Raw genomic sequence first — 22,849 nt, 5'->3', positions numbered from 1 at the left:
GCGGGAGCGCGTCAGAACAGCAGGTCGTCCACCCCGAGGTGGTCGACCACCGGCACGTCCGCGTGGTGCGCCACGTCGGTGACGTTGCTCACGACCGAACCGACACCGGCGACGTCGGCGGTGTGGTGCGCGGAGTCCGCCGCGAAGTCGGCGGCGGTGTGCGCGGGCGTGGTGACGGCGCTCTGGCCCTGGTCGGTGAGACCCGTCGGGTCCAGCGAGGTGGGGAGCTGGGTCGGGAGGTTCGCGGGGAGGTGGCCGGCGAGGCCACCGGTCACGCCGTCGACCGCGCCGTGCAGCGAGTCGAGCGAGCCGAACACGTGGCTGGTCAGGCCGTCCGTGCCGGGCAGCGCGCCGGTGACCCCGCCGGCGGTGGCGACGGCACCGTGCACCGTGCCGTTCGCCGTGGCGGCCAGGTCCGCGGCCTGGCCGGTGGTGTGGGTGGCGACGTCGAGGGAGCCCGCGACGTCGCCCACCGAGGAGAAGTCGCCCGCCACCGCGGCGTCGAACTGGCCCGCGACGGCGTCGGTGGCGCCCCAGCCGACCAGACCGCCGAAGACCTGGAGGCCGTTGGCGTCGGCGCTCAGCGCGCCCGCCGCGGCGAGGTTCACGTCCGAGCCGCCGCCGGAGAGCTGCTGGGCGACGGCCTGGAGCTGGCTGATGGCGCCCGCCGTGCCGGCGTCCGCGGGCAGGTCGTCGACGAGCGTGCTGTCCAGCGCGGGGAGGCTGCCGGACGGCGCGTAGTCGAGGACCAGCGGGATGACCTCCTGCACGTCCAGCGCGCTCACGTCGCTCAGCCCCGCTGCCGCGAGCGCGCCCTCGGCGTCGGCCTGGAAGTCGGCCAGCGCGGTCGGGTCGCTGAGGAGGTCGAGGACGAAGTCGTGCAGCGTGGTGGGGCTGGTGCCCATGGTGGCGTTCTCCTGGGGGGTTTCGGCGGGAGTTCTCGGACGACCCGTGACCGGCAGGGGAGGTCCGGGGCGTCGGTGACCACGCTAGGCAGCGGGGGATCCGCCGCCATCGGGGATCACTCCCCGTATATCCCGCAACCACGGAGGGGTGGTTGTCGTTCACTCCCTAAGGGCTTAGGGGATCGGGTTGAAGGTGCCGGCGCGGCCGTGTAGGCAGTGGGCCGCAACTGCCACCACGAGGAGGGGTCTCGGCTTGCCGTACGTCCTCGGTGTCGACGCGGGCACCACGCGCACCACCGCCGCGCTGTGCCGGCTCGGTGGCGCGGGCCGGGCCGAACCGGAGTTGCCCGCGGTCGGGTTCGCCACGTCGTTGCTGCTCAGGCCCGATGGCACGGTGGTGGTCGGCGAGTTCGGCGACCCGCGGCTGTCGGCGACCGGGTTCACCGGGAGGGTCGGCGACCGGACGCCCGTCGCGCTCGGCGCCGACCTGTGCCCGGCCGAGGAGCTGACCGCGCTCGTGGTGCGGTCGGTGGTCGACCGGGTGACCGCGCAGGAGGGTTCGGGGCCGGCACACGTCGTGCTCACGTCTTCACCTGGTTGGGGGCCGACCACCCGAAAGGGACTGCTGGACGCGTTGGCCGCGGTGGGCGTGCCGGACGTCTCGCTGCTGCCCGAACCGCTCGCCGTGGCGGAGAACCACGCGTTCCTGCACGGTCCGCCCCCCGCGCTCGGGGTGTTCTCGCTGGGCGGTCACGCGTTCCGCGCGGCGGTCGTGCGCGGCCGCGAGGTGGTGCGGTTCGCCGAAGGCGTCGACCAGGCCGCCGGTGTCGACTTCGACGACCTGGTGTTCGGGCACGTCCGCGAGGTGCTCGGGCGCGAGCTGACCGGGTTGCCCGCCGACGACCCGCGCACGTCCGCCCTCTACGCGCGGCTGCGCCGGGACTGCGAGGCGGCCAAGCGGCTGCTGTCCGGGCTGCCGGAGACGCGGTTGCCCGTGCACCTGCCGTCCGGGTCGGTGGAGGTGCCGCTGACCAGGGCGCGGTTCGAGCAGCTGGTGCGGCCGGCGCTGGACCAGGCGCTCGCCGTGTTCGAGCGGACCGCGCGCGGGCTCGGCGTGGAGGTGACCGCGCTGGTCGGCGGCAGCGCCCGGATCCCGTTGCTGGCGGCGTTGGCGCCCGGCCGGGTGGTGTTCGAGGCCGCGCCCGAGACGTCCGCGGTCAAGGGCGCGGCGCTGCACGCCCGGCGGGTGCTCGAGGGCGACGCCGAACCCGAGCCCGTGCCGACGTCCGTGCTGGTCCGCTACGACGACCCGTCGCTGCGCTTCCCGGTGGGGGCGCTGGACTACGTGGACGACGACTTCACCGCGCCGCCGCCGCGCCCGCCGGTCGACATCACTCCGCTCGACCTGCCCGAACGCCGCACGGTCAAGCGCGTGGTGCGCGGACTCGCGGTGACCGGGCGCCGGTCGGCAGACCCCGAGGACGGTCGTTGAGCAACCCCGTGGTGGCGCGCGTCGCCGCCGATCCCCGCGCCCCGCTCCGGCTGGGCGTGCTCGCTCCCGGCGGGTACGGCAAAACCACCCTGCTCGGCGCGCTGTCCCGGGTGCTGGCCGAGGTCGACGTGTCCATTGTGGACGATGCGCACCTGTTGCCGGAGCGGGACCTGCTGGACCTGCGCGACCGGGTCGAACGCGGTGCCGCGCGGGTGGTCGTGGCCTACCGGCCGTGGCCGCGGTCGCGCGCGCTGGCCGGACTCGCCGAGTCGCTGTCCCGGGCCGGGTCGGTGGTCGTGCTGGAGCCGTGGAGCCGGGACGAGGTGCGGTCGGCGCTGGCCGCGCGGGGGTTGGCGGACTTCGTGCACCAGCAGACCGGTGGCGTGCCGCGGTTCGTGCGGCGGCTGGCCGGGGTGACCTCGCCGGAGGTGCCGGGTGACGTGCTGGCGTCGTTCCGGGCGGACCTCGACTGGCTCGACGCGGACGTGCAGAAGTTCCTGCTGGCCGCCGAAGCCGGTGCGGCGCTGCGGTTGGACCTGCTGACCTCGTTGCTGGGCAAGGATTCCGACGCGGTGGGCGAGGTGATCGAGGCGGCTCGGGCGACCGGGCTGCTCGCGCCGGACGGGACGCTGCTGCCCGTGGCGCGGGCCGCGGTGGGCGCGGTGGCGCGGGCGGACCGGCGGGTGGCGGTGCGGCAGCGGCTCGCGCAGCTGGTGCTGGAGTCGGGCGGTCCGGTGCTGGACCTGGTCGCGCCGCTGGTGGACGCGGGTGTCGGCGGGCCCGGCGCGGTGGCGGCGTTCCGGGCCGCGGCGGAGGAGGCGCTGCCGACGGATCCCGCGCTGGCGGCCCGGTTGCTGGCGGCGTGCGCGCCGTCGCCCGGGTTGGCGGTGCGGCGCGCGGCGGCGTCGGCGATGGCGGGTGACCTGGACACCGCGCTGCGGTTGGCGGACCGGGTGATCTCCTCGGGCGACCCGGAGTTGCGCGGTCCGGCGGCGGAGGTCGCGGCGATCGCGTTGGCGCACCGGGGTCAGCTGGCGCGGGGCACCGAGCTGCACCGCTGGTCGCCGACCGCGACGTCCACCGCGTTCGGGGTGATCGGGCAGGTGGGCACCGGTCGGCTGCCGTCCGCGCCGTTGCCGCCCGCACCGCCGACGATGCTCGACGGTGCCGCTTCGCTGATGGCGCAAGGGGTTGTGGAGTCCGTTGTGGACTCACCGGATACCGCATTGTCCACTTTGGTCGGTGCGGTCGGGCTGCTGGAGCCGGCCGGGCGCGGCGTGCTGCTGCCCGACTCGCCGGCCGCGTTGGCCGCGCTGGTGGCGTTGCACGGCGGTGAGCCCGGGGTGGCGGAGTCGGTGCTGGACCGGGCGTTGCGGACCTCGCTCGGCGGCGCGCTGATGGTGGTGCGGCACCGGTTGTTGCGCGGGTGGGTCGCGATGGTGCGCGGTGATCTCGGTGCGGCGCGGGAGGTTCTGGCCGGGTTGCGCCGGGCGGGGCGGGCGTTGGAACCGCGGGACTGGTTGTTCGCGGTGGCGCTGGAGGTGGGGGTGGCGCGGCGGGACAGCGACCTCGGCGCGGTGAAGCGGACGTGGGAGCAGGCTTGCGAGGCCGTGCTGCGGCACCCGGTGGACCTGTTCGCGTTCCTGCCGCTGGGTGAGTTCGCGGTGGCGGCGGCGCGGTTGCGCGACCGGCACCGGTTGGCGCCGCACCTGGCGTCGGCGGCGTTGTTGTGCAAGCAGTTGGGCGATCCGCCGTTGTGGGCGGTGGCGTTGCACTGGAGCGGGTTGCACGCGGCGATCACGGCGGAGGAGACGGCGGCGGCGGAGGAGCACGCGGCGAACCTGGCGGCGTGCGCGCCGCACAGCCGGTACGCGGCGACGGTGTCGGCGGCGGCGGAGAGCTGGTTGGACGTGCTGGCGGGCGAGGTCGACCCGGACCGGGTGGAGGCCGCCGCGAAGGGGTTGCACGGGGCGGGGCAGTGGTGGGACGCGGCGAGGTTGGCGGGCCAGGCGGCCATCCGCACGTCGGACCGCCAGGCGATGGTGAGACTGCTGGACTGCGCCCGCTCCTTGCAGGGCCGGCCCCCGACCGCCCGTCCTGCCACCCCGACCGAACCGACGGGCCGCCTGAGCGACCGCGAACGCGAGGTGGCCGAACTGGTGGTGACGGGCCTGACCTACAAACAGGTGGGCGACCGCCTCTTCATCTCGGCGAAAACGGTGGAACACCACATGGCCCGAATGCGCCAACGCCTGGGCTGCACCAGCCGCCCCGACCTCCTGGACCACCTCCGCCGCCTCGTAGGATCCTAGAATCGTTCAACAACCCCACAATCCACCCTGTCCCACCCCCGCACCTGACCCCGAACTCGCTCCACCACCCGCCGACGCACACCCACCACCCGACTGACCGACCCCGCACCCGCCGCGACCCGCCCGCTGCCCAGCCCTGCCCGCTGCCGAGCCCGCCCTTGTCGAGCCCGCCCTTGGTCGGGTTCCGCTGCTGTCGAGTTCCCGCCGACCGATGCCCACCCGGCCACCCGGCCATCCGCCGGTTGCCGCCTGCTGGTCAACCGGCCAGACCCGCCGGCCGCCAAGCCTCCCCGGCCCCGCCCGCCGACGGGTCGCCACTTGCCGGCCTCCACCTGTCGTACGGTCGAGTCCCGCCGACTCCCGCCCACCCACTGGCTGCCGGCACCGCCGGCTGCCACCCACTCCGCCGATCCTCTGGCGCTCACCACCCGCTGCCGCCTGCAACCCGCTGCCGCTGCCGCTGCCACTTGCCGCCCGCGCCCGCCGCTACCCGCTGGTCATGACCATCCGCCAGCCGCCGCCCGCAGCCATCCGCCGGCCGCGACCATCCGTCCCGCCCAACTGCCGCCCGCTCATCGGTTGCGCGACCTGCCCTCCCGGCCGCCACCGACCGGCTGGTGATCGTCCACCCCCGCTTGCCTCCGCAGGGCCTCGCCGGGGCTGGTGCCTATCCACCCGTCCGCCGCCTGCCGCAACCGATCGCCGGTGTGACCCGCAGGCTGGTGCCCACTGCCCACTGCCCACCGCCTGCCGGCTGCTGCGTCCGCCAACTTCCGCAAGTCGCGGCTGGTGCGATCTGCCGGTCAGGTGTCTGCACGCCTGCTTTCTGCTGCCCCATTGGCATTCACCCGCTGGCCGATACCCGCCCGTCGATACCCGCCCGTCGATACCCGCCCGTCGATACCCGCCCGTCGATACCCGCCCGGCGGCTCGCCGAACGCGTGGCTCCCTCTCCGCCCGCTCCTGCCTCTCCGCCCGCTCCTGCCGCGCCGCCCGCTCCTGCCGCGCCGCCCGCTCCTGCCGCGCCGCCCGCTCCCGCTGCGCCGCCCGCTTCGCCGGTCGCCTGGCTCGCTGCTGCCCGGGTCGCCGCGCTGGGCGTGCATCGGTCGAGCATGTCCCGCTGCCGCTCGGCTTCGGCGGCCGCCCGAAGTGCCGTCGACCGCCGCCTGTCGACCGCCGCTTGTCGGCGGATTGCTCTGGCGTGGGTGCGGGCGGCGAGTCGTTCGGCTGTTGGGGATTGTGGGAAGGTGGGATTGTTGAACGATCCTACGTTGGTTAGGTTGTTGGATTGGGGGATTGTTGAACGATTGGAGGATTGAGTGATCAGGGGGCGAGTTGGGGGGAGGGCTTCGAGGCGTGGAGGAGGATCAGGCCCAGGGTGGCCAGGGTGGTGTTCTGGAAGGCGGGGGTCAGGCCGTTCCAGGTTTTCGACTGCCACATCGCGAACCACTCGCCGCCGATCGCCAGGAAGCCCAGGCCGAACAGCACGGCCTGCAAGACCCAGCCCGTCGACGACAGCGGCCGGGCGGTGGGGTGGCCTCGGAGCCACGACACCACCGCCGCCAGCAGGATCACGGCCGTGAGCGACTCCCACGCGATGATCAGCACGTACGCCGCCGTCACGAGCGACTGGCTGGTGATCGCACGCCACATCAGGTCCGGCGACCGGAACGTCGTGTCCATCGCGAACACGTGCTCCACGAACGCCCGGTTCGTCCCGTAGTCGGTGATGTTCCCGAACGCCACCAGCGTCATGTACGCCGCCGACACCGCCGTCAGCACCGCCGTCGCCACCTGCGGGCTCCCCGCCCGACCAAGAAAACGCATACCCGGAAACTTAGTCACAACACGTGCGCGAACCATGACACCGAGTGGCCGAACCCCGGGAACCCGAAGTGATCACGACGGGCACGGCGGCTCGTAGTCCAGTTGGGGCAGGTGCCGGTGCCACGCGTCCTCCGGCAGCACCCCCTTCGTCTTCGCGCAGATCCGGTCCACCGAGCGCCGCTCGTCCAGGTCCCACAACCGCACCGTCGTGTCGTACCCGGTCGACGCCAACCCCTTGCCGTCCGGGCTGAACTCCAGGTCCCGCAACCCCGCGTCGTGCCCCGTCAACGCCTGCCCGAACGACGTCGGCACGCCGGTGCGCAGGTCCCACAGCCGGATCGTCCGGTCGTCGCTCCCCGACGCGAGCAACCCGCCGTCCGGGCTGAACGCCACCGCCACGACCGCCTCGACGTGCCCGGTCAACGGCTCGCCGAGCGGCGTCACCCGAGCCGGGTTCGTCAAGTCCCACAACCGGATCGTCTTGTCGTCGCTCGCGGTCGCCAACACCCGCCCGTCCGGGCTCACCGCGCCGCCGCGCACCGCGCCCGTGTGCCCGGTCAACGGCTGCCCCAGCGGCTGGGCCACGGCCGGGTCGGCCACGTTCCACAGCCGCACCGTGCGGTCCGCGCTGGCCGTCACGAGCGTCCGCCCGTCGGGCGTGAACCCGACGTAGTGCACGTACCCGGAGTGCCCGACGAGCGGCCGGCCGAGCCGCCGCGGGTGCTCGCGGTCGGAGATGTCCCACAGCTGCACCGACTTGTCCGTCTCGCCGGTCACCAGCACCTTGCCGTCGGGCCGGATCGCGACCGGCGCGCTGTACCGGGTGTTCAGCTCCACCGGCGGCCCGAGGGAGCGCGGCACGTCGGGGTCGGTGAGGTCCCACAGCCGCACCGACTTGTCGCTCACGCTGGCGAGCGTCCGACCGTCGCGGCTCATCGCCAGCGCCCACACGCCCGCGCCGTGCGACGTCACGGGTCCGCTCGAGGGACGCGGTCCGCGCGGGTCGGTCAGGTTCCACACCCGGATGGTCTGGTCCTCGCTCGCGGTCACCAGCCGCTTGCCGTCGGGCAGGTACCGCGGCCCGATGGTGCGCGCCGCGTGACCCACCAGCACCGTGCGCGGCAACGACCACAGGCGCACCGCGGTGTCCTGGCTGCCGGTGGCGAGCCGGTACCCGTCGGGCGAGAACGCGACCGCGTACACCGTGCCGTTGCGCCCGGTCAGCGGTTGGCCGACGGGCGTGGTGTGCGCGGGGTCGGTGACGTTCCACAGCCGCGCGGTGCCGTCCGCGCCGCCGGAGGCGAGCATCGTGCCGGACGGGTTGAACGCCACCGACCACACGCCGCCGCCGTGTTCGGTCAGCGGCCGGCCGAGCGGTGTCGCCGCCGCGGGGTCCGTCACGTCCCACAGCCGCACGCTGTGGTCCTCGCTGCCGGTGGCCAGGATCCGGCTGTCCGGCGAGAACGCGACCGAGTGCACGGTCCCGTCGTACCCGGTCAGCGGCTCGCCGAGGACCTCGGGCCGAGCCGGGTCGGTGACGTTCCACAGCACCACGGTGTGGTCGTCGCCGCCGACCGCGAGCAGCCGCCCGTCCGGGCTGAACGCGACGCTGCGCACCGGGCCGGCGTGGTGCCCGAGCGGCGGTCCGAGGGGTTTGGGCTTCGCCGGGTCGGACACGTCCCACAGCCGCGCGGTGTCGAACTCGTCCGCGGTGGCCAGGGTTCGGCCGTCCGGGCTGAACGCGACCAGGTAGATCGTCCCGGTGTCGGCCTCCAGGGGCAGCCCGAGCGCGCGCGGGGTGGTCGGGTCGGTGACGTTCCACAGCCGCACCGTCCGGTCGTCGCCCGCGGTGGCGAGCACCCGGCCGTCGGGGCTGAACACCGCCGAGCTGACCCACCCCTTGTGCGTGGGCAGGGTGCTGGCCGGTTTCGGGTCGTCGGGGTCGCGCAGGTCCCACAGCCGCACCGTGTTGTCGTAGCTGGCGGTGGCGAGCGTGGTGCCGTCGCGGTTGAACGAGGTCAGGTACACCGCGCCGGTGTGCCCGTTGAGCAGGGTGGCCAGCGGCGCGGCCTGGGTGGAGATCACCCGGGTGTAGACGTCGTGGTCCTCGGGTCGCATCCGGTGCGCGACGAGGTCGAGCTGCGCGGACAGCGACGGATCGGGTTCGCGCAGCCGGTCGGCCTCGGCCACGACCTGGCGGAACACCGCGTCGTCGCGCTGCCGCACGGCGAGCACGGCCGCCGTCACCGCGATCACCGCCAGTACCGCGACCACGACGACGGCCGCGCGCTTGCCGAGCGCGGCCCGCTTGCGGTGCTGGGTGGACACGGTCAGGAAGTCCTGCGCCACGCCGGTGAGCCCCTGCGGTCCAGCGCCGTCGGCCCACAGCCGCGCGGTTTCCAGCCGGGCGCCCCGGTAGAGCAGCGACGGGTCGCGGTGCTGGGCCGCCCAGCCGGCCGCGTCCTCCTCCAGCCGCTGGCGCAGCAGCTGACCCTCGCGGTCCTGGTCGATCCAGCTGCGCAGCCGGGGCCACGCCTGGAGCAGCGCCTCGTGGGTGATCTCGACCGAGCCCGCGTCGAGCGTGACGAGGCGGGCCCGGGCCAGCACCTCCAGCGCCTCCTCGCCCGCGGCCCGGTTCGCGGCCTGACCCACGAGCGCGTGCCGGGTGGAGCGGCGGCGGGTGTCCTGGGTGTCCTCGCCGACCCGGACCAGGCGCAGCAGCAGCGGTCGCGCGGCGGACTGGGCCCGGGGCGCGAGGTCGGCCCAGGCCCGTTCGGCGGTGGCCGCGACCGCGCCCTGGATGCCGCCCGCCTGCCGGTAGCCCGCGATGGTGAGCTTGCCCGCCTGCCGGCGTTGCCAGGTGGCGAGCAGGGCGTGCGAGAGCAGCGGCAGCGCGCCCGCGTCGTACGCCCCCTGCCCGGCCCGTCCCGGCGCGCGACCGCTGCGCACGCCCAGGTCGCGCAACATCAACTCGATCAGCCCCGCCTCGAGCTGGAGCCCCGCCGCGCGGGCCGGCCTGGACACCGCCTCGCGCAGTTCGGCCGACGTCATCGGGCCGAGCACCATCTGGCGCTCCTGGAGCGCGTCGGCGAGTTCGGGGTAGGCCAGGCACCGGCCGTAGAAGTCCGCGCGCACGCCGAGGACGACCAGCGCGGGCGCGGAACCGCCGGGTGTCGCGGGCGTGCACGCGATGTGCAGGGCCTGCACGAAAAGCTGCACGAGCGTTTCGTCGCCGCACAACGTGAACGCTTCCTCGAACTGGTCGACCACGACCACCACGCGTTCGGCGCCGTGCTTTTCGGCGTGCGCGGCGAAAGCGGCCCTGATCCGCGCGGCGAATCGCGGAACGCCCGCGAAGGCCGAATCCGGGAACGGGTTCCCGTCCTCCGCGCCGAGGTCCGGGTTCGACGTCCGGTCGAGCACGTCGGCGAGTTCCGGAACCTGTCCGACGAGTTCGCCGACCGGATCGGCGCCGGGTGTCACCACCACCGCGGGCCACCGCGCCGAGCCGTCGACGCCGAGCGCGCCGGAATTGACCGCCGGAATGACGCCGGCGCGCACCAGGGACGATTTCCCGGCACCCGAGGCGCCGACCAGCATCACTATTCCGCCGGAGTCCACCGCCGCCCCCAGCCGGGTGACGAGGGCGGCGGTGCTGCGTTCCCGGCCGAAGAACCAGCCGGAGTCCTCGGGCTGGAACGCGGCGAGCCCCCGGTAGGGGCACACGCCGATCTCCTCGGTGCTCGGCGGGTCCTCCTCGGCGCCGCCCGCCGGGCTGGACAGCGCCTCCTCCCACAGCGCGCGCCACGCGTCGAGGTCGTACAACTCGGCCGGCTGCGGCTGCGGGCGCGCTTTCCTGGCTTCGCCGATGAGGATTTCCAGGACCACGGAGAGTGCCGAGAACCGGGCGGGCACGTTGCGGCCGCGCCGCCAGTCGCTGACCCGCTGCGCGGTGGCGCGCACCGGCCGGCCCCGTTCGTCGGCGCGCCGGGTGCGGGCGACCGATTCGGTGACCCGCTTGAGCGGCGGGTCGCCCGCTTCCGCGTACAGCAGCGCGAACCGTTCCGCGAAGACCGCCCGGGGTCCCGAAGCGCGATCGGAACTAGGCATCCGCAGCTGGCCTCCTCGGGTCCGGTCTTCCGGACCGGAAAACCGGATGTGAGCGGTGAACTGGAGTTTCTTCGACCGGTGTCGCCCCGGGTGGTCCACCCTAACGACTTGCGCTGCCAAGCTGCCCGGGACGTTCCGCCGACGTCGTCGGGTTGTGCGAAGGGACCGGTCCACGTGGTTTCGCAGTCAACTGGTGCGGGTCGCGAATCGTTCGTCGCTGAGGAGTCCTGGGGGTCTTCTCAGCGGTGTGCGCCCGCGCTGCCCGGTACCTGGAACGGCGCGGCGACGTGCCGCGCCGCCCGTGGTCGACGGTGAGCCGGCCGGCCGGTCGCCGGTAGCGGAGCGTGACCTCCCGGGTGAGCCGCGGGTGTGCCCGATCCTGCGGACCGTGCTGGACGCGCACGGTCGGGACCGGGCCGAGGTGAGACTGGTGCTGCTGGCCAGGCTCGCCGCCCCGCTGCGCGCCTAACCCCGCGCGGCGGGTGCCTCCCGCGGCACGGCGCCGCGCGGCTTCGCCCGGTCGAGCCACCACTGCGAGAGCACCAGCGGCAGCACCCAGCCGAGCCACGAGGTGGTGCCCGCGATGGCCTGGCCGAGCGCGATCTCGCTGCCGCCGAACGCGCTGTCGAGTCGCGGCGTGAAAACGATCGTGGTGACCACGGCCCACACCCGGTTCGAGATGATCGACGCGGTGAGCGCGAAACTGCGCACCATCCACCGCCGGTGCGCGCCGAACCGCCGCTGTTTACCGTTCCACCAGCCGGCGACGGTGAAACCCAGCCACAACGAGCCCATCAGCACGTTCCCGACCTGGTTCACCGGTCCGAACGGGCTCACCGCGCCGACGGACACCGCCGTGATCCCGGCCGGCAGCACCCCGCCGAACACGTAAACGCGTCCGACCCACCGGTGCCACACCGGAAATCGTCGGCGGAACCACGGCCACACCTGGACGACGCAGGTGAGGATCGCTATCGAGCCGAAAAGCACGTGCCCCACCAGCACGGGGTAGTGCCAGGCATTCCCCTCGGGCGCGGGAACCCGGGTGCCGCCGCTCAGGTACGGCGGCACCGAGAACGCCACGAACACCACCACGACGAGCCCGAGCGCCCACGTCCACGCCCCGCGTGCTTTCTTCATGCACCGACTGTCGCGAGCCGCGCTGACCGTTCGCGCACCGTCCGCTGACCGCCGCTCACCGACAAGAAGTCTTGTCTTGACAACTGGAGTTGTCGGTGGCACGGTGGGCCCATGCTCGAAGTGGCGGTGATCGAGGACCCGGCGGCGGCCGAGGTGTCGTTGGACCCGGTGCGGGTCCGACTGCTGGCGGCGTTGGGCGAGCCCAAGTCCGCGACCATGCTGGCGGCCGAGGTGGGGCTGCCCAGGCAGAAGGTCAACTACCACCTCCGGCAGCTCGAGCAGCACGGTCTGGTCGAGCTGGCCGAGGAGCGCCGGCGCGGCAACATGACCGAGCGGGTCATGCGGGCCACCGCGGCCTCCTACGTGATCTCGCCGACCGCGCTCGCCGCCGTGCAGCCGGACCCGGCGCGCTCGCCCGACCGGCTGTCCGCGCGCTGGCTGCTCTCGGTGGCCGCCCGGCTGGTCCGCGACGTCGGCGAGCTGATCGGCGGCGCGTCCAAGGCCGGCAAGAAGGTGGCCACGTTCGCGCTCGACGGCGAGGTCCGCTTCGCCACCGCGGGGGACCGCGCCCGGTTCGCCGAGGAGTTGGCCGGCGCCGTCACGGCCCTGGTCGCCAAGTACCACGACGAGACGGCCGAGGGCGGGCGCCCGCACCGCGTCGTCGTCGCCGTCCACCCCGCAGCACGGAAGGAGCCCTGACGTGGGCCACGCGTTCGAGCACGTCGACGAGGCCGACCTGGCCGTCACCCCGGAACAGGTCTGGGACGCCATCGCGACCGGACCCGGCATCGACTCGTGGTTCATGGGCGCCAACGAGGTCGAGCCCGGCACCGCGGTCCGGGGCGCGTTCCTGGGCTACCGGCCGAGCCACCCGATCACCGCGTGGGAACCCGGCAAGCACCTCGCGTACGGCGGCGAGAAGGCACCGGACGGCCGGTTCGTGGCCTACGAGTTCCTGGTGGAGGCCCGCGATCAGGGCAGCACGGTGCTGCGGGTGGTCACCTCCGGCTTCCTGCCCGGCGACGACTGGGAGGACGAGTTCGAGGCCATGCTGGCGGGCGGCGAGATGTTCCGGCGCACGCTGGTCGAGTACCTGACCCACTTCGCGGGCAGGCACGCCACCCCGCTGACCGCCGCCGGACCGCCGCTGACCCCCGAGGTGTGGGCCCGGCTCGGCGCGGCGCTGGGTCTGGCGGGCGAGCCGAGGCCCGGCGACGCGGTGACGGTCGACGGCGTGCCGGGTGTCGTGTACTGGGCCAACGCGAAGACCGTCGGCATCCGGACCGCCGACGCGCTCTACCGGTTCTTCCACGGCATGCCCGGCGTGCTGCTGGCCATGCACCACGTGTTCGCCGACGACGGCCGGGACGCGGAGTCGTGGTCGCGCTGGATGGGCGGCCTCGGGTGAGCGTGCCATACCGTCCTCTGTGGACGGACAACGCCCCGGCGGCGCCGCGCGCGACCGCCGTCCGGTTCGAACCGCGTGACGAGGTGTGAGGACGATGGGACAGGTCAGGTCGCAGGACGGCACGACGATCGGGTACACCCGCCGGGGCTCCGGGCCCGCGGTGGTCCTGGTGGACGGCGCGATGTGCTACCGCGCCTTCGGGCCGCTGGAGAAGCTCGCGCAGGCCCTGGAGGACCGGTTCACGGTCTACACCTACGACCGGCGCGGACGCGGCGAGAGCGGCGACACGGCGCCGTACGCCAGGGAGCGCGAGGTCGAGGACCTCGCCGCGCTGGTCGAGGAGGCGGGTGGCCGGGCGCACCTGGTCGGTGTCTCCTCCGGCGGCACGCTCGTCGCCGAGGCGGTGAACCTCGGTGTGCCGGCGGAGAAGTTCGTGGTCTACGAGTCGCCGATGGTGGTGGACGCCACCCACCCGCCGATGCCGGCCGACCTGCCCGCGACGCTGCGGGACCTGGTCGACACCGACCGGCGCGGCGACGCGGTGAAGCTGTTCATGCGGTGGGTCGGCACGCCGGGGTTCTTCGTCGCGATCCTGCCGCTGTTGCCGCCGTGGAAGAAGCTCAAGCCGGTGGCGCACACGCTCCCGTACGACGTCGAGTTCGTGCGCGAGTTCCAGCACGGCACGCCGCTGCCCGCCGACCGCTACGCCGGCGCCAAGGCGCCCGGACTGGTCGTCGCGGGCGCCAAGAGCCCCGAGTACATGCGCAACGCCCAGGCCCGGCTCGCCGAGGTGCTGCCGAACGCGGAACTGCTGGTGCTGCCCGGTCAGACGCACCTGGTCAAGGCCGACGCGCTGGCGCCGGCCGTGACCGACTTCCTCACCCGCTGAACACCGACACGAGGACGCGGTGGCGGGTCGGGGCGAACGCCTCGTCCACCACCGCGACCGCGAGGTCCGAATAGGACAGTCCCCCCGCGGGCGCTACCTCACCCCCCGTGAGGTAGCGCCCCGTGCGGACCCCGTCGTAGGCCAGCGCGGCCGGCGGGGTGAGCACCACCCAGTCGACCTCGGTGTCGGCCGCGGCCAGCCGGTCGACGCCCGCGGCGTGCGCGAGCGCGAACTCCTTGAGGGACGGCGGGAACAGCGCCGGGTCGTCGCGCACCCGGCCGCTGGACGGCGTGATCAGGTTCGCGAACAACCCGATCACCACCAGCCGCGGCACCCGGGACGCGAGCAGGGCGTCGGCCGCCTTGACGAAGAACCGCCGGTCCCACGTCGCGGCGGCCAGTTCCGCCGGCGAGGACGCCGGTGTCGCCGCGAGCACCGCCGCGTCGTGCCCCGCGGTCAGGCGGACCACCGCGTCCAGGTCCGTCACGTCGCCCTCGGCGCGCGACAACGCGGTCACCTCGTGCCCGCGGCCCTGTGCCTCCGCCACCACCAGCTTCCCGGCCCGTCCGCCGGCGCCGAACACCACGAGCTTTCCCATGTCCCGGACCGTACGTCGCGCACCACCGGTCACTTCAAGGAAACTGGCGTCGTGCAACTGGACCCGGAGATGTTCGACCCCGTCTGCCCGTCGGGCGCGCTGCCGTTCCGGATCGGCGACAAGTGGACCGCGATGATCGTGCTGTGCCTGGAGAACGGCCCGGCCCGGTTCACCGAACTGCGCGTGCCGCTCAAGCGGATCTCGCCGAAGGTGCTCACCGAGACGTTGAAGGCCATGGAACGCGACGGCCTGGTGACCAGGACCGCGTTCGACGAGAACCCACCCCGGGTGGAATACGAGTTGACCGCGTTGGGCCGCAGTCTGCTGGCGCTGATCGGCGCGGTGCGCGAGTGGAGTTCCGCGCACCTGGCCGATCTGCTGGCACATCGGGAGCGGAGCCCGCTTTCGCACCGCCCAGGCGAAAGCAGGCTCGCCGCGCCCTGATCAGGGTTTGCGGCCGACCGCGCCCGCGATGCAGTAGGACACCGAGTCGAGCTGCTTGAGCCGCGGGCCGTCGGGCCACCAGTCGGCGCAGATCACGAGTCCGGGCTCGACCAGTTCCAACCCCTCGAACAAGCCCCGCAACTCGGGCAGGGTGGCGAACCTGCCGCTGCCCATGGGCGAGTGCAGGAACGTCTCCTCCATGCGCCGCGCGATCGCCGAGTGTTCCTCGGTCTGCGGGTCGAAGAAGTGGCTCAGGCCGACGTAGGAGCCGGACGGGAGGGCCTCGATGTACTCGGCCATGATCTCTTGCGGCGTCGGCGACGTGCCGTTGTAGTGGTGCAACGTGCCCATCTGGAACAGCGCGACGGGCTGGGTGAAGTCGATGTGCCGCCGGACGACCTCGTCCTCCAGGATCTCCCGGGGGTTGAAGATGTCGGCCGCGGAGAAGTGCGTGTGGTCGTTCTCCTCGAGCAGCGCCCGGCCGTGCGCGAGCACCACCGGGTCGTTGTCGACGTAGACGACTCGTACGTCCGGGTTGATTCGCTGGGCCACCTGGTGGGTGTTCTCGGAGGTGGGCAGACCCGAGCCGCAGTCGAGGAACTGGGTGATGCCGGTTTGGCTCGCCACGAAACGAGTAGCCCTGATGAGGAAGTTCCGGTTGTCCACGGCGAGGGTCGCGGCCTCCGGCGCGACCTGCTGCACCTGCCGGAGCACTTCGCGGTCGATCTCGTAGTTGTCCTTGCCGTTGAGGAAAGCGTCGTAGACCCTGGCGATGCTGGCCTTGGTGGTGTCGATGAAGACGGGGACGGTGTCCGAACCCGGACCGGGCATTGTCGACCTCGCAAGATGGAACTTAGGGGGCGGTGTTGGGTGCACCACGGCGCAAGCCACTCAGAGTAAGCGTATGGGTCCTTCGTGTGAGTGAGTGGCATGCGACGGATGGTGGATGATCAGGGGTGTACGTTCAGTGACGATGCGATTTCCGCCCTCTCCGGCACAACCGCTGTTCGGGTGGAGGGGTTTCGTGCGACTGATGACTGTCGGGAGGATCGGCGATGGCCACTGACGACTCCGCGGCCACCGAGCGGGAGAGCGGACCCACCGCGCTGCGCATCGTCCTGGGCGCGCAGCTGCGAAGACTCCGCGAATCCGTCGAGATCACCCGCGCCGACGCCGGGTACAACATCCGGGGATCCGAGTCCAAGATCAGCCGGATGGAGCTGGGCCGCGTCGGGCTGAAGGAGCGCGACGTCGCGGACCTGCTGACCATGTACGGCCTGACGGACCCCGAGGTGCGGGACAAGTTCCTCGCGATGGTCCGCCGGTCCAACGAACCCGGTTGGTGGCACCGGTTCACCGACCTGATGTCGGACTGGTTCCAGGACTACGTCGGCCTGGAGGAGGCGGCGACCCGGATCCTGAGCTACGAGACGCACTTCGTGCCCGGTCTGCTCCAGACCGAGGAGTACGCGATGGCGATCGCGAGCCACGGCAGGCCGGAGCTCGCCGGTCCGGAGATCCGCCGCCGGGTCACGTTGCGGATGCAGCGGCAGAAGATCATGGGCCGGCCGGGCGCGCCCCGGTTGTGGTCGGTGCTCGACGAGTCGGTGCTGCACCGGCCCATCGGCGGTCGCGAGGTGCTGCTGCGGCAGATCGACCACTTGCTCTCCGCGACCAAGGAATTCCCGATCACGCTCCAGATCGTGCCCTACTCGCTGAGCGGCTACGCGGCCGAAGGGCCGTTCACCATGCTGCGGTTCGGCGAGTCGGACCTGCCGGACATCGTCTACCTGGAGCACCTCTCGGGTGCGCTGTACCTCGACAAGCAGGATGAACTGGAGATATACGGTCGAGTCTTCGATCGGCTGACCGTCGACGCGGAGACGCCCGACCGCAGCAGGCAGATCCTGCTGAAGATCCGGGCGGCCCTGTAGGGACTGGTCCGTCCGGGGGAGATTCGCTTTCGGCGCCGGGACGCGCATTTACCGGTCCGGCACCCAGTGCTACCGTCCGTGCACAGCCAGATGCACGTGCAGATGCATCTCCTCCGGTTGGGTAGGTGACGAGTATGGCCATCACGGCCCGCAACGGTATGTCCGCCGCGGCTCTTCCCGGTGTCACGTGGCGCAAGAGCGCCCGCAGTGGCGCGCTGGGCAACTGCGTCGAGCTCGCCGAGCTGTCCGGTGGTGACATCGCGATGCGCAACTCCCGGTTCCCCGACGGCCCCGCGTTGGTCTACACGCGTGCGGAGATCGCCGCCTTCGTCGCCGGGGCCAAGGACGGCGAGTTCGATGACCTCGTCGGGTGACCCCCGGACGACTCTGCAACTGCGCCAACTGATCGCCAGGGGATTCCGGTTCCTCCACCCCCGTGACGCCAGAGGGGAACTCGCGGCGGTGGTGGGAGTGCGGGCGCACGACAAGGTCATCGACGTCGTGCGCCTGCACCACGAGGACGACGCGCTCGCCATGCGGATGCCGGCCGACGAGCAGGACATCCTGTCGCCGCGGCACTTCTGGTGGCGACGTCGCGGTTCGGCGACGCGCGTCCTGGACGAGCTGCTCGAACTGCCCGACGACCGCACGGCCTGACCCACGAGTACTTCCCGCACCACGTCGGCGGGAATCGAGTCCGCCAGGACTCCCTCGACGGACGACCTGGGAATCGACGCCGCGTTCCGGCCCGCGCCCGTGCCGGTTCGCCGCCCAGCGCCGCTCCGCGTCCGTCGACTTCTCGGCGCGGGGGTCGTCAACCCCCAGTGACGGCCCCCGCGCCACACCCCGTGACCTGGGCTTTTTCGGCCTGTCCACAGGGTTGTGCACAGCTGTGGAGCGTTCGAACAGCTGTTCGACGGCATACTCGGCGGATGAACCTGGAGGTTCGGCACCTGCGGTTCGTGGACGCCATCGACCGCGCGGGCAGCCTCACCAGGGCCGCCGCCGAGCTGGGGTTGTCGCAGCCGGCGCTGAGCGCCCAGCTGCGCCGGATCGAGCAGGTGGTGGGCGGCCCGCTGTTCGTCCGCGGCCGGCACGGCGCCACCCCGACACCGCTGGGCGGGCAGTTCCTCGTCCACGCCCGCGCGGTGCTGGCCGGGCTCGACGCGGTGCGCCGCCAGGTCGAGGCGTTCCACGACCGGTCGCCGCTGCGGATCGGCGTGCCGCCGTGCGTGCCGGTCGACGTGGTCGGCGACGCGGTGCCGGGTGCCGCGCGCCCGGTCGTCGTGGGCGACCGGTCGGCCGCGCTCCGCGCGCTGGTGGCCGGCGGGGTGGACCTGGTGTCCTTTGTGGACTTTTCGGGTCGGGAATGTGTTGTGCCACCGAGGGTTGTCCTGGTCGAGGTCGGTGTCGAACCGTACTTCGTGCGGACGCCGGACGGGTCCGGCCGGGCCGGGCTCGCCGACCTGGTGGGACACACGTGGCTGCTGTCCGGGTGCGACGGCGGGTTCGGCCGGCACCTCGTGGACGTGTGCGCGGCGCACGGGATTCGGGCGCCGGTGGTGCGGGTGCCGGAGCGGTCGACCGCGGCCCTGCTGCTGCGGCGCGGCGAGCGGGTCGTGGTGCCGGTGCGGGCGTTGTCCGGCGACGCGCTGCCGGGCGTGGTGGTGGACCTGCCCGGCACGCCGCTGCGGGCCCGACACCTGGTGCTGGGCAAGGATTCCCTGCCCCGGCACCGGGTCCTGGCGGTCCGGGACGGACTGCGCGCCGCCTACCGCGCGCGGTGGCCGACGTGCCCCGTGCCCGGCTGGTTCGAGCGCAACCCGGGGTGGCTCGGCGCGGGCTGACGGCCTTCCGTCCCGGTGGTCACTCCCAGGGATCGCCCCACTCGACGTCGCGCGCCGCGTGGTAGCGCTCGCCGAGCCGCTTCGTCACGTTCACGTCGGCGAGCCCGTCGTCACCGGTGCACAACCGCAGCGCCACGAGCCCCTTGCGCTTCACCGGGTGCCGCAGGACCCGGTTCGCGGCCCGCCCCGACGGTGTCCGCGACGCCACCACGTAGGAGAACTTCTCGTCCTCGAAGTTGAGCGTGCCGCCCTTGATCGTCCGGTGCGCGCCGACCCGGGGCAACCGCGCCGAGAAGTGGCACCAGTCCTTGCCGCGCGGCACCGGGCACTCCCGCTCGTGCGGGCACGGCGCCACCAACGACCACCCGAGCCCGAGCAGCCGGTCCCGTGCCGCCACGATCCGCTCGTAGCCGCCGGGCGTGCCGGGCTCGATCAACGCGACCACGTCGGCCTTGCCCGCCAACCACTCCACGACGTCCGCCCGCACCGCCTCGGGCAGTTCGCCGAGCACGTAGGACAACGTCACCAGGTCCGCCTCGGGCGCGGGCGCGCGGACGTCGATGAGTCCCTGCCGCCACACCGCCTTCCGCACCGAGTCCGCGTGCTCGACCAACCGCCTGCCGAGCGCGACCACCTCGGGCGCCTGCTCCAGCACCCCGAACTCCGCGACCGACCCCCAGGTGTCCCGCGCGGCCCACAACGCGGCCCCCGTGCCACCGCCCACGTCGAGGAGGCTCCGCGGCGCGAACCCGGGCGCGACCCGTGCCACCTCCCCGAACACCGCCCGCACGGCGGCGTAGGTGGCGGGCATCCGGTACCCGGCGTACGCGGCGGCGTCGACGGCCGACCGCAGGATCGCCGAGTCCGCCGCCCGTCCTTCGCGATAACGACCGATGAGCCGCTCGACGGCGGCCGCGAGCTCCCGCCGGTCGAACCCCCGCAGGGTGTCCTCCAACGCGACCCGGAGATCGTCAGGTAGCGGTGCCATGGTCCCCGTATTCTGCCGCGTCCCGCCCACCGGCCCGCGAACCGGGTACGTCCGTCCCCTGTGGACTCACCGGCACCGCGCCGGTCAACCTGCCCAGTGCCGCGACGTGCGCCTCGAACCGCGCCCGCCCGGTGGGCGTCAACCGGAGCCAGGTGCGGGGCCGCCGCCCGGCGCGCCCCTTGCGAATGGCCAGGTATCCGGCTTCCTCCAGGGTTTTCGCGTGCTTGGAGAGCCCCGAGTCGCTGAGCCCGGTGGTGTCGCGCACGACGGAGAACTCACTCCACCCGGGCCCGGCCGCCAGCGCCGCGCACAGCGAGAGCCGAGGCAGCGGGTGGATCGTCGGATCGAGGTCGGACAAGGCTCACCTCCCCGCGAGGACGTCACGTCGGACGGCCTGGTTGACCTTCCACGCCTGCCGGGCCGTCAGCCCACCCGCCGACACCGCGCACCCCAGGGCCGCGTACGGCAGGTGGAGCACCGTCAACCCCCACACCACGACGACACTCCCGACGACCACCGCCGCGGTGGGGACCACCATCCGCCGCAGCCCCGGGTATGCCCTGCTCCGCACCACCAGGTGCAACCCGGACCGCCGCCGGAAATCCGCCAGCACCACGAGCAGCACGGCCGTCGTGAGGAACCAGTAGGGAAACGCGGGCAACCCCAACCGCGCGTGATCCCTGGCCGACAACGGCCCCAGCAACACCCCGGTCCAGGCCACCGCGAACAGCACCCGGTGCCACACCGGCAGCCGCACCCGCGCGCCCATGGCCTCCCGCTGCCGTCGCACCTCGGCGAGCCCGTCCTCCGGATCGTCCATCCGCCCCCTCCTGCTTTCCCTTGAGAAAGTACTTTCCAGGACGAAAACCCACAAGCCTCGGTGTGACCGCGCCGCCGGTGGCCACCCTCCGCTCGGGACTTCACCCCGGTGCCGCGTCATGCCTGGTGACCTGGACAAACGAAGCCGGTTCCGCGGTGGGTCCGGCCGGTCGGCGGCCCGGCTTCGATCTCACCGCCCCGGACTCCCGGCATGTTCGCGCTTGTGGGTGGAGATAGGTGCTGAGCCCGGTTGTCCGTGCATACGGTGGGCCGGTGGATCTGGTTTCTTGGGCGTACGCGGTCGCCGAGCGCCGCCTGGCGGACTCGCTGCCCCGACGCTGGGCACACGCCCGGGGCGTGGCGGAGAAGACGACCTTGGCGAGCGCGCTGTTCGACCCGACCGAACAGGACCTGCTGACCGCGGCGGGCGTCCTGCACGACGTCGGCCACGCCCCGGAACTGGCCACGACGGGCTTCCACCCCCTCGACGGCGCCCGCTACCTCCAGGACACGGGCTTCCCCGAGCGCCTGTGCGCCCTGGTGGCCCACCACTCGTGCGCGTGGCGCGAGGCGGAACTCCGCGGCCTGTCGACGGACCTGGCGACGTGGCCGTGCGAGGAGTCCGCAGTCCGGGACGCCCTGTGGTGGGCCGACATGACCACCACGGCCGACGGCGTCCCGGTAGGAGTCTTCGAACGCTTCAGCGAACTCCAGGAACGCTGCCGCCCGGACGACGTAAGGGTGAAATTCGTCCGCCTGGCCTCGGCGGACCTCTACGCCGCAGTCCAACGCACCGAACACCGCCTGCGCGACCTGACCCGTGTGCCGGGCCGCCCGCGGACCGCGTGGTGATCGGCCCCGGGTTCGTGTGCCTGTGGGTGTGTTCTCGCGGACCGAGCCGCGGTTGCGCGAGCGGGGTCAGGTGGCGAAGTAGGGCCTGGGCCGCTGGTCGAAGCCGTGGTCGACGCGGAGGCGGATCGTCGGGTGGACGTTCAGGCCTGGTAGCTCCTCGCGGGCCACCCAGAGGACCTCGCTGGACTCGGTGCTCGTGCGCAGCTCGCCGCCGAGTGGGCGGGCGCGGAAGCAGATCGAGAATTCCTGGCGGACTTCGCCGTCGGTGTAGGCGATGACGTGGGCGGGGTCGGAGTAGACGCCGATCAGGTCGACGGGTTCGACGTCGAGCCCGGTTTCCTCCTTGACCTCGCGCACGACGGCGTGGCCGATGGTCTCGCCGACGTCCTGGGCTCCGCCGGGGATGGAGTACAGGTCGTTGTCGGTGCGGCGGATCATGAGCAGTCGGCCGCGGGTGTCCTGGACGAACGCGGTCACCGCCACGACGATGTTCGTCGCCCGCGGGGCGTCGGGGTCGTGGTAGTGGTCGGTGCGCGTCATGTCGTCCTGCCTACCACTGGGGCGGGCTTGGCGGTGTCCGAGATGCCTTGGAAGCTCTCGAAGAGGTCGCCGCCCGACCTGGCGAATCCGGATCGGATCGCGCAGTTGCTGACCGCGGTGACCTACGTGGGTAAGCGCAACGCCGGCCGGGGTGCGCACTTGGCGGCGTTCTTCGCGATCGGCTACTACGCGGCTGCCCGACCCGCCGAAGGCTTGGCGCTTCGCGAGGACGATTGCACCCTGCCGGAAGAGGGCTGGGGGTTGCTCATGCTCGGCGAGTCGCGTCCGGCGGCGGGGAAGCGGTGGACGGACTCCGGCGCCGTCCACGACCAGCGTGGGCTCAAACACCGTGGTGTGAAGGACGTGCGGCCGGTGCCGATTCCGCCGGTTTGGTCTGGATCTTGCGGGACCACCTCGACCGGTTCGGGACAGGTCCGGGTGGGCGGCTGTTCCGGTCGCCGCACGGTGGGGTGGTGTCCTCGTCCACCTACTCCCGGGTGTGGGGCGAAGTACGCCGGTATGCCCTGACGCCCGCTCAAGTCGCTTCGCCGCTCGCGAGCCGACCATACGACCTCCGGCACGCGGCGCTGTCGCGGATGCTCAACGGTGGGGTGCCGGCCACCGAGGTGGCGAGGCGGGCCGGTCACTCGGTGGAGGTGCTGTTGAGGGTGTACGCGAAGTGCGTCGACGGTCAGCGCGAAGCGGTGAACCAGAAGATCGAGACCTTGTTCCGCGAGGTATGAC

General features: G+C 72.9%; 22 protein-coding genes. 12 read left to right on the top strand and 10 right to left on the bottom strand.

The features are described from left to right. Positions 1-11: 11 nt before the first annotated feature. The gene (locus tag AB0G50_RS23950) at positions 12-905 is read right to left on the bottom strand and encodes an IniB N-terminal domain-containing protein (RefSeq protein WP_360112340.1); all 894 of its coding nucleotides are present in this window, start codon (positions 903-905) and stop codon (positions 12-14) included. Positions 906-1,158: 253 nt separating this feature from the next. On the opposite strand from AB0G50_RS23950, the gene AB0G50_RS23945 reads away from it, so the two are divergent. Then, a complete protein-coding gene (locus AB0G50_RS23945) occupies positions 1,159-2,397 on the top strand; it encodes an Hsp70 family protein (protein WP_360112338.1) in 1,239 nt (412 codons plus the stop codon). Further along, complete coding sequence (locus tag AB0G50_RS23940; protein WP_360112336.1) at positions 2,394-4,709, top strand: helix-turn-helix transcriptional regulator; 2,316 nt, start codon at positions 2,394-2,396, stop codon at positions 4,707-4,709. Before AB0G50_RS23945 ends, AB0G50_RS23940 begins: the two co-directional genes overlap by 4 nt. Positions 4,710-6,032: 1,323 nt before the next feature. Here AB0G50_RS23940 and AB0G50_RS23935 read toward each other — a convergent pair. From AB0G50_RS23935 to AB0G50_RS23925, 3 genes are all read right to left on the bottom strand, one after another. Next, positions 6,033-6,536 carry a DUF2165 domain-containing protein gene (locus AB0G50_RS23935; RefSeq protein ID WP_360112334.1) on the bottom strand — a complete coding sequence of 168 codons (504 nt, stop codon included), beginning with the start codon at positions 6,534-6,536 and terminating at the stop codon, positions 6,033-6,035. A gap of 72 nt (positions 6,537-6,608) precedes the next feature. Further along, positions 6,609-10,646, bottom strand: coding sequence for a WD40 repeat domain-containing protein (locus tag AB0G50_RS23930; RefSeq protein WP_360112332.1), 4,038 nt, complete (start codon positions 10,644-10,646; stop codon positions 6,609-6,611). Between the two features lie 465 nt (positions 10,647-11,111). Beyond that, positions 11,112-11,786 carry a DUF2306 domain-containing protein gene (locus AB0G50_RS23925; RefSeq protein ID WP_360112330.1) on the bottom strand — a complete coding sequence of 225 codons (675 nt, stop codon included), beginning with the start codon at positions 11,784-11,786 and terminating at the stop codon, positions 11,112-11,114. 111 nt (positions 11,787-11,897) lie between these two features. Here AB0G50_RS23925 and AB0G50_RS23920 point away from each other — a divergent pair, with 111 nt between their 5' ends. The 3 genes from AB0G50_RS23920 (at position 11,898) to AB0G50_RS23910 (ending at position 14,083) form a co-directional block, all read left to right on the top strand. Continuing rightward, positions 11,898-12,485, top strand: a complete 588-nt coding sequence (locus AB0G50_RS23920) for a helix-turn-helix domain-containing protein (protein WP_360112328.1) — start codon at positions 11,898-11,900, stop codon at positions 12,483-12,485. Position 12,486: 1 nt separating this feature from the next. Then, positions 12,487-13,194 carry an SRPBCC domain-containing protein gene (locus tag AB0G50_RS23915; protein WP_360112326.1) on the top strand — a complete coding sequence of 236 codons (708 nt, stop codon included), beginning with the start codon at positions 12,487-12,489 and terminating at the stop codon, positions 13,192-13,194. Between the two features lie 94 nt (positions 13,195-13,288). Beyond that, positions 13,289-14,083, top strand: a complete 795-nt coding sequence (locus AB0G50_RS23910) for an alpha/beta hydrolase (protein ID WP_360112324.1) — start codon at positions 13,289-13,291, stop codon at positions 14,081-14,083. Here AB0G50_RS23910 and AB0G50_RS23905 read toward each other — a convergent pair. Next, on the bottom strand, positions 14,073-14,681 hold the full coding sequence (locus AB0G50_RS23905) for an NAD(P)H-binding protein (RefSeq protein ID WP_360112322.1): 609 nt from the start codon (positions 14,679-14,681) through the stop codon (positions 14,073-14,075). The genes AB0G50_RS23910 and AB0G50_RS23905 overlap by 11 nt on opposite strands. Before the next feature lie 51 nt (positions 14,682-14,732). Here AB0G50_RS23905 and AB0G50_RS23900 point away from each other — a divergent pair, with 51 nt between their 5' ends. Beyond that, positions 14,733-15,125: a helix-turn-helix domain-containing protein gene (locus tag AB0G50_RS23900; RefSeq protein WP_360112320.1), complete on the top strand. Its 393-nt coding sequence runs from the start codon at positions 14,733-14,735 to the stop codon at positions 15,123-15,125. Here the strand turns inward: AB0G50_RS23900 and AB0G50_RS23895 are convergent, their stop codons facing one another. Beyond that, positions 15,126-15,956: an SAM-dependent methyltransferase gene (locus AB0G50_RS23895; RefSeq protein WP_360112318.1), complete on the bottom strand. Its 831-nt coding sequence runs from the start codon at positions 15,954-15,956 to the stop codon at positions 15,126-15,128. It abuts the gene before it with no gap. A 224-nt stretch (positions 15,957-16,180) separates the two neighbouring features. Here AB0G50_RS23895 and AB0G50_RS23890 point away from each other — a divergent pair, with 224 nt between their 5' ends. The 4 genes from AB0G50_RS23890 to AB0G50_RS23875 all read left to right on the top strand — a co-directional run bounded on the left by AB0G50_RS23890 (position 16,181) and on the right by AB0G50_RS23875 (position 18,906). Further along, positions 16,181-17,059, top strand: coding sequence for a helix-turn-helix transcriptional regulator (locus AB0G50_RS23890; protein ID WP_360112316.1), 879 nt, complete (start codon positions 16,181-16,183; stop codon positions 17,057-17,059). 134 nt (positions 17,060-17,193) lie between these two features. Next, complete coding sequence (locus AB0G50_RS23885; protein WP_360112314.1) at positions 17,194-17,433, top strand: DUF397 domain-containing protein; 240 nt, start codon at positions 17,194-17,196, stop codon at positions 17,431-17,433. Further along, complete coding sequence (locus tag AB0G50_RS23880; protein ID WP_360112312.1) at positions 17,417-17,716, top strand: hypothetical protein; 300 nt, start codon at positions 17,417-17,419, stop codon at positions 17,714-17,716. Before AB0G50_RS23885 ends, AB0G50_RS23880 begins: the two co-directional genes overlap by 17 nt. A gap of 275 nt (positions 17,717-17,991) precedes the next feature. Continuing rightward, positions 17,992-18,906, top strand: coding sequence for a LysR family transcriptional regulator (locus AB0G50_RS23875; RefSeq protein ID WP_360112310.1), 915 nt, complete (start codon positions 17,992-17,994; stop codon positions 18,904-18,906). Between the two features lie 19 nt (positions 18,907-18,925). On the opposite strand, the gene AB0G50_RS23870 is transcribed toward AB0G50_RS23875, so the two are convergent. Genes AB0G50_RS23870 through AB0G50_RS23860 form a run of 3 tightly spaced genes read right to left on the bottom strand, consistent with a single transcriptional unit; the run spans position 18,926 to position 20,714 of the window. After that, positions 18,926-19,894: a small ribosomal subunit Rsm22 family protein gene (locus AB0G50_RS23870; protein WP_360112308.1), complete on the bottom strand. Its 969-nt coding sequence runs from the start codon at positions 19,892-19,894 to the stop codon at positions 18,926-18,928. Beyond that, positions 19,878-20,252 (bottom strand): transcriptional regulator, encoded by a 375-nt coding sequence (locus tag AB0G50_RS23865; RefSeq protein ID WP_360112306.1) that lies wholly within the window; start codon positions 20,250-20,252, stop codon positions 19,878-19,880. Before AB0G50_RS23865 ends, AB0G50_RS23870 begins: the two co-directional genes overlap by 17 nt. 3 nt (positions 20,253-20,255) lie before the next feature. Further along, complete coding sequence (locus AB0G50_RS23860; protein ID WP_360112304.1) at positions 20,256-20,714, bottom strand: hypothetical protein; 459 nt, start codon at positions 20,712-20,714, stop codon at positions 20,256-20,258. Between the two features lie 272 nt (positions 20,715-20,986). On the opposite strand from AB0G50_RS23860, the gene AB0G50_RS23855 reads away from it, so the two are divergent. Further along, on the top strand, positions 20,987-21,565 hold the full coding sequence (locus AB0G50_RS23855) for an HD domain-containing protein (protein ID WP_360112302.1): 579 nt from the start codon (positions 20,987-20,989) through the stop codon (positions 21,563-21,565). Positions 21,566-21,631: 66 nt separating this feature from the next. Here the strand turns inward: AB0G50_RS23855 and AB0G50_RS23850 are convergent, their stop codons facing one another. Next, positions 21,632-22,105, bottom strand: coding sequence for an NUDIX domain-containing protein (locus tag AB0G50_RS23850; protein ID WP_360112300.1), 474 nt, complete (start codon positions 22,103-22,105; stop codon positions 21,632-21,634). Between the two features lie 473 nt (positions 22,106-22,578). Here AB0G50_RS23850 and AB0G50_RS23845 point away from each other — a divergent pair, with 473 nt between their 5' ends. After that, on the top strand, positions 22,579-22,848 hold the full coding sequence (locus tag AB0G50_RS23845; protein ID WP_360112298.1) for a hypothetical protein: 270 nt from the start codon (positions 22,579-22,581) through the stop codon (positions 22,846-22,848). The last annotated feature ends 1 nt before the right edge of the window (position 22,849 follow it).

This window comes from Actinosynnema sp. NPDC020468, from assembly GCF_040642015.1.
In the GTDB taxonomy this organism is placed as follows: domain Bacteria; phylum Actinomycetota; class Actinomycetes; order Mycobacteriales; family Pseudonocardiaceae; genus Actinosynnema.
Note: the sequence above shows the minus strand (reverse complement) of the source record. Positions and strands in the feature narration are given on the sequence as shown.

Excerpts from the sequence above, each read along its gene's own strand:
- AB0G50_RS23950 (WP_360112340.1), bottom strand. The coding sequence starts at position 905 with ATGGGCACCAGCCCCACCACGCTGCACGACTTCGTCCTCGACCTCCTC.
- AB0G50_RS23905 (WP_360112322.1), bottom strand. The coding sequence starts at position 14,681 with ATGGGAAAGCTCGTGGTGTTCGGCGCCGGCGGACGGGCCGGGAAGCTG.
- AB0G50_RS23870 (WP_360112308.1), bottom strand. The coding sequence starts at position 19,894 with ATGGCACCGCTACCTGACGATCTCCGGGTCGCGTTGGAGGACACCCTG.
- AB0G50_RS23895 (WP_360112318.1), bottom strand. The coding sequence starts at position 15,956 with ATGCCCGGTCCGGGTTCGGACACCGTCCCCGTCTTCATCGACACCACC.
- AB0G50_RS23935 (WP_360112334.1), bottom strand. The coding sequence starts at position 6,536 with ATGCGTTTTCTTGGTCGGGCGGGGAGCCCGCAGGTGGCGACGGCGGTG.
- AB0G50_RS23850 (WP_360112300.1), bottom strand. The coding sequence starts at position 22,105 with ATGACGCGCACCGACCACTACCACGACCCCGACGCCCCGCGGGCGACG.
- AB0G50_RS23930 (WP_360112332.1), bottom strand. The coding sequence starts at position 10,646 with ATGCCTAGTTCCGATCGCGCTTCGGGACCCCGGGCGGTCTTCGCGGAA.
- AB0G50_RS23860 (WP_360112304.1), bottom strand. The coding sequence starts at position 20,714 with ATGGACGATCCGGAGGACGGGCTCGCCGAGGTGCGACGGCAGCGGGAG.
- AB0G50_RS23885 (WP_360112314.1), top strand. The coding sequence starts at position 17,194 with ATGGCCATCACGGCCCGCAACGGTATGTCCGCCGCGGCTCTTCCCGGT.
- AB0G50_RS23925 (WP_360112330.1), bottom strand. The coding sequence starts at position 11,786 with ATGAAGAAAGCACGCGGGGCGTGGACGTGGGCGCTCGGGCTCGTCGTG.
- AB0G50_RS23920 (WP_360112328.1), top strand. The coding sequence starts at position 11,898 with ATGCTCGAAGTGGCGGTGATCGAGGACCCGGCGGCGGCCGAGGTGTCG.
- AB0G50_RS23875 (WP_360112310.1), top strand. The coding sequence starts at position 17,992 with ATGAACCTGGAGGTTCGGCACCTGCGGTTCGTGGACGCCATCGACCGC.
- AB0G50_RS23910 (WP_360112324.1), top strand. The coding sequence starts at position 13,289 with ATGGGACAGGTCAGGTCGCAGGACGGCACGACGATCGGGTACACCCGC.
- AB0G50_RS23880 (WP_360112312.1), top strand. The coding sequence starts at position 17,417 with ATGACCTCGTCGGGTGACCCCCGGACGACTCTGCAACTGCGCCAACTG.
- AB0G50_RS23890 (WP_360112316.1), top strand. The coding sequence starts at position 16,181 with ATGGCCACTGACGACTCCGCGGCCACCGAGCGGGAGAGCGGACCCACC.